Here is a 4290-nt window from a genome sequence, read left to right as displayed (position 1 = left end):
GAATAACCATAGCGACTGGCTATCACCGGCCCTATAACTAAAGCAAACATACTACCCAAGTTAATGGCCATGTAATACAAGGTGAATCCACCATGTAATCGTGAATCATGGGGCTTATAACACTTAGCCAATAAATTAGATGGATTGGCTTTGAATAAACCATTACCTACGCAAACCAATCCTAGAGCAAGAAATACATGCTCTTTATCAGTAATTGCCAAGGCAAAATATCCTGCTGATAAAACCACTAAGCCCAGCACGATGGTTCGCTTAATCCCTAAGATGGAATCCCCTAAATAGCCGCCAATCACAATCAGACCGTAGACTAAAGCGGAAAAAGCACCAAAAGCATAATAAGAATCCAAGTCGCTATAACCTAAATAACGAATGAAATACAGGGTTAAAATCCCTTGAACGGTATAAAACCCAAACCGCTCCCATAATTCCAATAAAAAAATCATGTGAAATGCTCGTGGCTGTTCACGAAGTAGGTTCAGCATGAGTCTTCCTTCCCTAGAAGATAATATTTAAACTTAAAATAATTTTTTGCTTTTTGCAATGCATCTTATTACAAGACTAAAACCAAGGTTTGCAAACAGCCTTAAAAAGAGGCCAAGCGGTTTTCCTCTACAGCATCAGGTAAATCATCGGTCACCGTCATTGTTTGCTCATAGCTCAGGCTGGCAATAACTGCTTCTCTGGAGCGTTCCAGCAGCGCGGTTAACGCGGCTCTTCCCCAATGAAATCCATGATTAAGGTGAGCAGGTGTCTTCATGCCTGGTATTTCGGTGAATGAACTCCCTACATGTATTGCCTTATCACCTAATTCACTGGCATTTTTAACAAATTGTGATACAAAGAGAATCCTATTCAAAAGCGGCACAGATACTGTCGGCTTTTTTAAATCATAACGTATTGGTGCTTGCATTTGTGTTAGCAAGTCGTTTGCTTGTTCGACCGAAAAAACAGCATTGCTCTCCTGCCCAGCCCCCATAGCGCACCTAAAAAAACTTTCTTTATTGTTAATATAGCAATAAAAACTTAAGAAAGTCTGATGATGCTTGCTAATCAACCAAGATCTCAACTATATTTTCTCTTATAAGTCATTAACAGTAGCAAAAATAATATGACGGCTAAAAAAGCCCTTTATCTAGCAGGTGGTGGTGCCCGTGGTGCATATCAAGCGGGTGTTCTTAAAGCTATTGGCCATATTTTACAAGTTAAAAAACTGCCTTTCAGTCTTATCAGTGGCGTTAGCGTGGGCAGCATTAATGCGGCCGTTCTTGCCGAGAATGCGGACGACTTCCCCAGAGCCCTAGACAAATTAGAGATGCTTTGGAGTGAAATCCATTGTCAGCAAATTTATAAAGCCAGCAATTATGAGCTGAGTAAATCCGTGATGCGTAATGTCAGTACGTTAATTGTAAAACAGCGTGAAACGGGGCATTTGCTGGATACCACCCCCCTAAAAATTCTCATTGAGGAAACACTGGATTTTTCTCGCATTGCGAAAAACATCAGTGAGGGGCATCTTAATACCTTGGAAATCATTAGCAATTGCTATCAAACCAACCAGACCATTTCCTTTTATGCACACAATAGCCCCGCTTTTACAGATTGGCATTATCCACGACATAGCAGTCAACGGACAGAAATTAAAGCAGAACATATCTTAGCCTCCAGTGCATTACCATTATTCTTCCCAACCATACCATTGGATGGATTTCATTATGGTGATGGCAGTGTAGGCTTGGCATCCCCCCTACGAGGGGCCATTCGCTTTGAGGTGGATAAAATTATGATTTTAGGCACTCGTGCATTGCCGACTTTTGCCGATGCCAATGAGACGCCTAATCATAGTGACATTCCCTTTGCACATATCCTTGGTAGCATGTTGAATGGTTTGTTTTTGGACAACCTGGATCGAGATATTGAAATGGTTAATCGTATGAATGAAATCGCTATGCTTTTATCTATGTGGAAGAAGCGCCATTCCCCTTGGCGACCAATAAGTACCCTGCATTTACGTCCGAGTAAAGATGTGGCGTCGATTGCGCAGGCGCATTTTACTTCATTGCCGGTATTACTGCGTTATTTGCTTAATGTTTTAGGTGCTAAAAATCATTCAGGTGATCTCTTAAGCTTCCTGTTATTTGAGCGTGAATTTACGCGGGAACTGCTTGAATTGGGTTTTCAAGATACAATTAATAATGCGAAGACGGTCGCTAATTTTTTTGAGTAGCATGTAGCATCATATGTGATATATGCAATCTTAAGGAAAACCTGGTTGCTCACAACCAGGTTTGTTTTTATGTTCTTAATTGTTTTAGCACTGCTTGAGTTTCTGGTTTAAATCCATGCCAAATAAGAAATGCTTCTGCGGCTTGTTCGACTAGCATTCCTAAACCATCTACAGCCTCACATCCCGCCTCTTTTGCATAATGTAAAAAAGATGTATCCTCTTGTTTTTTATAGGATAAGTCATAGCAGAATGGTTTTGCAGCCAGGCATTCTTGAGGTAAGGAGGGTAGCTCGCCCACTAGACTGGCAGACGTTGCATTGATGATTAAATCAAAGACTCCGCATAGCTCATTGATGCTTTGCACTTGGATTTGGGGAAATCTTTGTTGCAGTTCCAGGCCCTTGGCTGGAGTGCGATTGACAACAACTAATTCAGCAAGCTTATTTTGCAATAAAGGGTGAATAATCCCGCGGGCAGCCCCTCCTGCACCTAAAATGGCTACACGCTTTCCGGGCAAGTTAATATAATGGTGTAAATCACGAATCAAGCCCACCCCATCGGTGTTATCCGCATGCAATTGATTGTTATTCATCCATAGAGTATTGGCCGCTCCGGCTTGTTTACAGCGTTCTGTAGCCTGCTGAGCCATCACAAAAGCACGCTGTTTAAACGGTAAGGTAACATTAACACCCCGCCCTTGCTGGTGAAAAAAATCCGTTAGCTGCTGTTCAAAGGACTGTTCATCTGCTTTAATTTTTGCATAAGTAAGTTGTATACCGGCTTGCTTTGCGAAATACTGATGAATTACTGGAGATAAGCTATGGTCTATAGGATTACCCATCACTGCAAAACGCTGAAACACTACACCCTCCTCTTAATCTGTTCTTTTATTGCCAGTACATCCATCGCAGGCAGTCAATCAATTAATGTTTATCTTAAATTGAAACCAGACAATAATGTAGCAACCCTGGTTAAAGACTTTAACCATTTTTTAGCCCAGGAACAGGTTCTTGATACATATCAAATCAAGCCCCATATTGAAAAAAGCCCTTTGCATGTCACTTTATACATGGCTAATTATAATGATGCCCAAATTCCCGATATTATTAAACGTACCGCAAATTTAGCGAAACAAGAAAAGCCTATTCCTCTACTTACCTCACGCCTGGTACCGTCTACCAATGGCTATGTTATGCTTTCGGTGACCAATGTTCCACAAATACAAGGCCTAAGCAACAAAACTTTAGAGGCTTTATCGCACTTACGTGATAAGCAAGCCCCCATCCCGGCTTGGGCAACTCGAGACGTAGAACGGCAGATCTTATTTAATCAATACGGTAGCCCAACGGTTTTAAATTATTATAAGCCTCATTTTTCCGTATTTACGGCGAATCATTTGAATAAATATGAAAGTGCGCAATTGTATCAGGAATTGCAAAAACTAATCCCTCAATTTGCTAAAAATCATCAGATTCAGGTGCGTACTACGGCATTTGCCATTGGGGTGGGAATTGCTGATTCACAAGGGCAGATTGTGAAAGAATTGAAATCGTTTAATTTAGAATAAGTAACAGGCGACAGATTCCAGTTCCTCCCTCGGCAAGTCCACTTAAGATAGGCCGGGCTTTTCAGCCTGGCCTATGCTTTACCGATTACATTATTTTATTTCTGCCACCAAGCTTTTCGATACTACCTCAGCCAAATCGCGCGATAAAGACTGCGTGGCTAATTGCTCTAGCTGTTGGCGCATTAGCATTTGGCGTGGCTTATCGTAGCGTTGCCAGCGGGTGAATGGGCTGGCCATCCGCGCGGCAATCTGCGGGTTAAGCTTATCCAAAATCAACAACATCTCGGCTAAAAACTGATAGCCGCTGCCATCGGGAGCATGGAAGTTACGTGGATTAGCCATACAAAATGCGCCAATTACTGAGCGTGCTTTATTGGGATTCTTAATGCTAAAGTCAGGGTGTTTTAATAATTTACGCACCTGCTCTAAGGCATCAGGAAGCTCACTGGCGGCTTGGATTGCAAACCATTTATCCAATACG

Annotated in this window: 6 protein-coding genes; 2 read left to right on the top strand and 4 right to left on the bottom strand. The window is 41.8% G+C overall.

Annotated elements, in window-relative coordinates:
• Together ACQY7T_RS05750 and ACQY7T_RS05745 are read right to left on the bottom strand one after the other, a co-directional pair.
• Positions 1–500, bottom strand: a 500-nt coding sequence (locus ACQY7T_RS05750) for an oligopeptide:H+ symporter (RefSeq protein ID WP_428411925.1), incomplete at its 3' end; no start/stop codon positions are given.
• A gap of 101 nt (positions 501–601) precedes the next feature.
• Positions 602–994, bottom strand: a complete 393-nt coding sequence (locus ACQY7T_RS05745; protein WP_428411923.1) for a hypothetical protein — start codon at positions 992–994, stop codon at positions 602–604.
• 132 nt (positions 995–1126) lie between these two features.
• Between ACQY7T_RS05745 and ACQY7T_RS05740 the strand changes: the two genes are divergently transcribed.
• Complete coding sequence (locus ACQY7T_RS05740) at positions 1127–2242, top strand: patatin-like phospholipase family protein (RefSeq protein ID WP_428411921.1); 1116 nt, start codon at positions 1127–1129, stop codon at positions 2240–2242.
• 67 nt (positions 2243–2309) lie between these two features.
• On the opposite strand, the gene aroE is transcribed toward ACQY7T_RS05740, so the two are convergent.
• Positions 2310–3104 carry a shikimate dehydrogenase gene (aroE, locus tag ACQY7T_RS05735; RefSeq protein ID WP_428411919.1) on the bottom strand — a complete coding sequence of 265 codons (795 nt, stop codon included), beginning with the start codon at positions 3102–3104 and terminating at the stop codon, positions 2310–2312.
• Here aroE and ACQY7T_RS05730 point away from each other — a divergent pair.
• Positions 3063–3809, top strand: coding sequence for a 2'-5' RNA ligase family protein (locus ACQY7T_RS05730; protein WP_428411917.1), 747 nt, complete (start codon positions 3063–3065; stop codon positions 3807–3809). The two genes, aroE and ACQY7T_RS05730, sit on opposite strands and share 42 nt — an antisense overlap.
• Positions 3810–3899: 90 nt before the next feature.
• Here the strand turns inward: ACQY7T_RS05730 and ACQY7T_RS05725 are convergent.
• Positions 3900–4290, bottom strand: a 391-nt coding sequence (locus ACQY7T_RS05725; RefSeq protein ID WP_428411915.1) for an aminopeptidase N C-terminal domain-containing protein, incomplete at its 5' end; no start/stop codon positions are given.

This window comes from Legionella sp. (assembly GCF_965140895.1).
Lineage (GTDB): Bacteria > Pseudomonadota > Gammaproteobacteria > Legionellales > Legionellaceae > Legionella.
The sequence above is the reverse complement of the archived record's forward strand: the minus strand, read 5'-3'. Positions and strand labels throughout refer to the sequence as shown.